Here is a 4,098-nt window from a genome sequence, read left to right as displayed (position 1 = left end):
GAGCGCGGCAGCCGCATCATCTCGGTCAATGGTTCCGCCGCGCGGCGGGCTGCCGTGGGCGACCTGGTCATCATTGCGGCGTTTGCGCAGGTGCATGAAGAGCATGTCGCGGGCTTCAGCCCCAAGCTGGTGTTCGTCAATCCGGACAACCGCATCAAGGAGGAGCGCTCGACCATTCCGGTCCAGAAGCCCTGACCCGCACCCGACTCGCGCTTTAGCACCGGCTTGCAGCGCACGCCTGAGCTTTCGCCCTCCACTCTTCACCACGGGTCTTCATGGACAACCTCTCAATGATCCAGCGCAGCCTGCGCCATGTGTGGCACCCCTGCACGCAGATGAAGCTGCACGAGTCGCATCCCCCGGTACCCATCGCCAGGGCCGAAGGGGTCTGGCTGTACGACTTTGAAGGCCGGCGCTACCTGGACGGCATCAGTTCCTGGTGGGTCAACCTGTTCGGCCACGGCCATCCGCACATCAAGGCGGCGCTGCGCGACCAGCTGGACCGGCTTGACCACGTCATGCTGGCCGGTTTCACGCACCAGCCGGTGGTGGAGCTGTCTGAGCGGCTGGGCGCATTGACCGGGCTGGGCCATGCTTTTTACGGCAGCGACGGCGCCAGCGCCACAGAGATCGCGCTGAAGATGAGTGCGCATTACTGGCGCAACACCGGAAAGCCTGAAAAGTGCCGCTTCATCGGGCTGGCAGGCGGTTACCACGGCGAAACCGTGGGCGCACTGGCCGTGACGGACATTGCCATTTTTCGTGAAGCCTATGCGCCGCTGGTGCGGCTGGCAGCCACCGTGCCCAGCCCCGACGCACGCGGCGCGCAGCCCAGTGAAAGCGCTGCAGACGTAGCACGTCACGCAGCCGCAGACCTGCAAAGCTGGCTGGAGCAGCATCATGCACAAACCGCCGCGCTCATCCTGGAGCCCATGGTGCAATGCGCGGCCGGCATGGCCATGCACGATGCCGCCTACCTGCGCGAAGCGCGCGCACTGTGCGACCGCTATGAAGTGCATTTGATTGCCGATGAAATTGCCACCGGATTTGGCCGCACCGGCACCATGTTCGCGCATCAGCACGCAGGCATACGGCCTGACTTCATCTGTCTATCGAAAGGCCTCACGGGCGGCACGCTACCACTGTCGGCCGTGCTGACCACCGATACCGTCTACGAAGCGTTTTACGACGACGACGTGGCGCGCGGCTTTTTGCATTCGCATTCCTACACCGGCAACCCGCTGGCCTGCCGCGCCGCGCTGGCCACGCTGGAGCTGTTCGGGCAAACCGATGTACTGGCAGACAACGCAGTCCTGGCCAACACCCTGGACCTGGCCTTCACACCGCTGACTCAGCACTCTGCTGTACGGAACGCGCGCAGGCTGGGCATGATCTGGGCTTGGGACATCGAGCCCACGACGGCGCCCCACTTCGCACGCCGCTACACGCAGCACGCCATGGCCAACGGTGTCTTGCTGCGCCCAATCGGCCACACGGTCTACGCCATGCCTCCGTATGTGATGGACGAAGAGGCGATGGATCACCTGGCGCGCGGCGCCCTGGCAGCGCTTGATGCGACCCTCGCCGAAGAAGAGGGTGCCCATGGCTGAAGCGGCGCACAGGACGGTTTCGATGTTTGTGACCGGCACCGACACCGGCGTAGGCAAAACGCTGGCCAGCACTGCACTGTTGCATGCGCTGGCCCGCCGGCATCTGCGTGTGGTGGGCATGAAACCCGTGGCGGCAGGTACGATGCAGATTGACGGTGTCGACGCCAATGAAGACGTGCTGGCCCTGCGCGCCGCCTCCACCTGCCGCGTACCGCCCGAACTCGACAACCCGGTTCTGCTGGCCGACCCGATGTCACCGCACATCGCCGCGGCGCGCGTCGGTGCACACATTGACATTGCCCACCTGGCGGGCTGCCACCGCCGGCTCGCACAATTGGCCGACGCCGTGGTGGTGGAGGGTGCGGGAGGTTTTCATGTGCCGCTCTCGCCGACCGAAACCGGTGCAGACCTGGCCGAAGCACTGGGCCTGCCCGTGGTGCTGGTGGTGGGATTGCGGCTGGGATGCCTGAACCACGCACTGCTCACTGCGGATGCCATACGCGCACGCTGCCTTACGCTGGCCGGCTGGGTGGCCAACCACATTGATCCCGCCATGCTGGCGCAGGATGACAACATTGCTTTTTTACAGCGGCAATTGCAGGCGCCCCTGCTGGCCACCATCGGCTGGCAGCCCGGCATAGACGCGCGCACAGTCGCCATCAACCTTCCCGACGAATGGCAATAAACATCACTACCACCTTGTCTTCCGCCTCCTGGCTCGACGAATTTCCGGCACGTGTGGCTGAACTCGACCGCGCCCACCTGCGCCGCCAGCGCCGCGTCGTCATGCCTGAAAGCGGCGCACACCTCTCGATTGACGGGCAAAGCATGCTGGCCTTTTGCAGCAACGACTACCTGGGTCTGGCCACACACCCGGCCCTGGTGCAGGCGGCTTGCACCGGCGCACAAGCCTACGGTGTCGGGTCGGGCGCGTCGCCACTGGTCAGCGGCCACAGCGCCGCCAACGAGGCGCTGGAACGCGAACTCGCGGCCTTCGTCGGCCTGCCGCGCGCGTTGTATTTTTACGCGGGCTACGCCACCAACATCGGCATCGTGCCGGCGCTGGTGGGCGCAAGCGACGCGATCTTTTCGGATGCGCTGAATCACGCCTGCCTGATTGACGGCGCAAGGCTGTCGCGCGCAAAAATCCACCGCTACGCACACACCGACCTGGACGCGCTGGATCGCGAACTTGCGCAAAGCGACGCGCCGCGCAAGCTGGTGATCAGCGACGCGGTGTTCAGCATGGACGGAGATAGCGCCGACATTCCCGCCCTGCTGGTGCTGTGTGAGCGCCATGACGCCCTGCTGCTGCTGGACGATGCACATGGCTTTGGCGTGCTGGGCCCGCAAGGGCGCGGCAGCCTGGCCGCCGCGGGGTTGTATGGCGCCAAGGCCTCGCGCCGCGTGCTCTACATGGCCACGCTGGGCAAGGCGGCTGGTGTGGCGGGCGCGTTTGTGGCGGGCGACGAGGCCCTGGTTGAATGGCTGCTGCAAAAAACCCGAAGTTATATTTTTGCGACTGCCGCGCCGGCGCTGCTGGCCAGCGCGCTGCGTGCCAGCCTTGCGCTGATTGAACAGGATGACTGGCGCCGCACGCATTTGCAGCAACTCATTGTGCGGTTGCGCAGCGGCTTGCTGGCGGGCCTGAAAGGCAGCCACTGGCAACTGCCGCCCTCGCAGACGGCCATCCAGCCGCTGCTGATCGGCCGCAACGACGAAGCCCTGGCCGTGATGGAGGGCCTGCGCGCACGCGGCATCTGGGTGCCGGCGATTCGCCCGCCTACCGTGCCCGAAGGCACGGCACGCCTTCGCATTGCGCTGTCGGCCGCGCACACCGAAGCCGATATCGACCTGCTGGTCGAAGCCCTGACGGCCCTGGCAAAGCATCCGCTGCCAGGCTGAAGCAGGCTTCAGAAAAACGCATCAGATAGACTCAAAAACCATTCCCCGAAAGGAAAGAGAACCATGTCCCACGTTGCAGAACAAACCATCACGCTCCACCGCCCGCGCCCTCAGCCATCGCCAGCTGAAAAGGCCGGCGCCGAACGCTGGAGCGTAGACGCCATCGAAGCGCTGTTCAATCTGCCTTTTCCGGAACTGATGCACCGCGCCCAAACGGTGCACCGCGAAAACTTCGACCCCACGCACATCGAATTCGCCACGCTGCTGTCCGTGAAAACCGGCGGCTGCGCCGAAGACTGCGGCTACTGCCCGCAGGCCGCGCGCTACGACACCGGCGTGGAAGCCAGCAAGCTGATGGAGCCGGCCGAGGTGCTGGCCGCCGCCCAACGTGCGCAGGCCGCGGGCGCCACACGTTTTTGCATGGGCGCCGCGTGGCGCTCRCCCAAAGACCGCGACATTGAAAAAGTCGCCGAGCTGGTGCGCACCGTGAAAGCGCTGGGCCTGGAGACCTGCGCCACGCTGGGCATGCTGGAAGACGGCCACGCGCAAACACTGCAAAGCGCGGGCCTGGACTACTACAACC

Annotated in this window: 5 protein-coding genes; all 5 read left to right on the top strand. The window is 65.4% G+C overall.

Features of this window, described 5'->3' with window-relative positions; translation table 11 throughout:
* Nucleotides 1-195 (top strand): aspartate 1-decarboxylase (locus AC1D1P_RS16335; protein ID WP_477673689.1); only part of this gene is annotated, 195 nt, incomplete at its 5' end.
* Between the two features lie 80 nt (nt 196-275).
* Entirely contained in the window at nt 276-1,610 is a 1,335-nt protein-coding gene (bioA, locus tag AC1D1P_RS16330; protein ID WP_477669793.1) for an adenosylmethionine--8-amino-7-oxononanoate transaminase, read from the top strand.
* Nucleotides 1,603-2,295 carry a dethiobiotin synthase gene (gene bioD, locus AC1D1P_RS16325; protein WP_477669794.1) on the top strand — a complete coding sequence of 231 codons (693 nt, stop codon included), beginning with the start codon at nt 1,603-1,605 and terminating at the stop codon, nt 2,293-2,295. The genes bioA and bioD overlap by 8 nt, the downstream gene beginning before the upstream one ends.
* Nucleotides 2,286-3,515, top strand: coding sequence for an 8-amino-7-oxononanoate synthase (gene bioF / locus AC1D1P_RS16320; RefSeq protein ID WP_477669795.1), 1,230 nt, complete (start codon nt 2,286-2,288; stop codon nt 3,513-3,515). The genes bioD and bioF overlap by 10 nt, the downstream gene beginning before the upstream one ends.
* Nucleotides 3,516-3,578: 63 nt before the next feature.
* On the top strand, nt 3,579-4,098 hold a 520-nt coding region (locus tag AC1D1P_RS16315; RefSeq protein WP_477673688.1), incomplete at its 3' end, for a radical SAM protein.

The sequence above is a fragment of the Polaromonas sp. P1_E1_2 genome (genome assembly GCF_056406035.1).
Note: the sequence above shows the minus strand (reverse complement) of the source record. Positions and strands in the feature narration are given on the sequence as shown.

Excerpts from the sequence above, each read along its gene's own strand:
- bioA (WP_477669793.1), top strand. The coding sequence starts at position 276 with ATGGACAACCTCTCAATGATCCAGCGCAGCCTGCGCCATGTGTGGCAC.
- bioD (WP_477669794.1), top strand. The coding sequence starts at position 1,603 with ATGGCTGAAGCGGCGCACAGGACGGTTTCGATGTTTGTGACCGGCACC.
- bioF (WP_477669795.1), top strand. The coding sequence starts at position 2,286 with ATGGCAATAAACATCACTACCACCTTGTCTTCCGCCTCCTGGCTCGAC.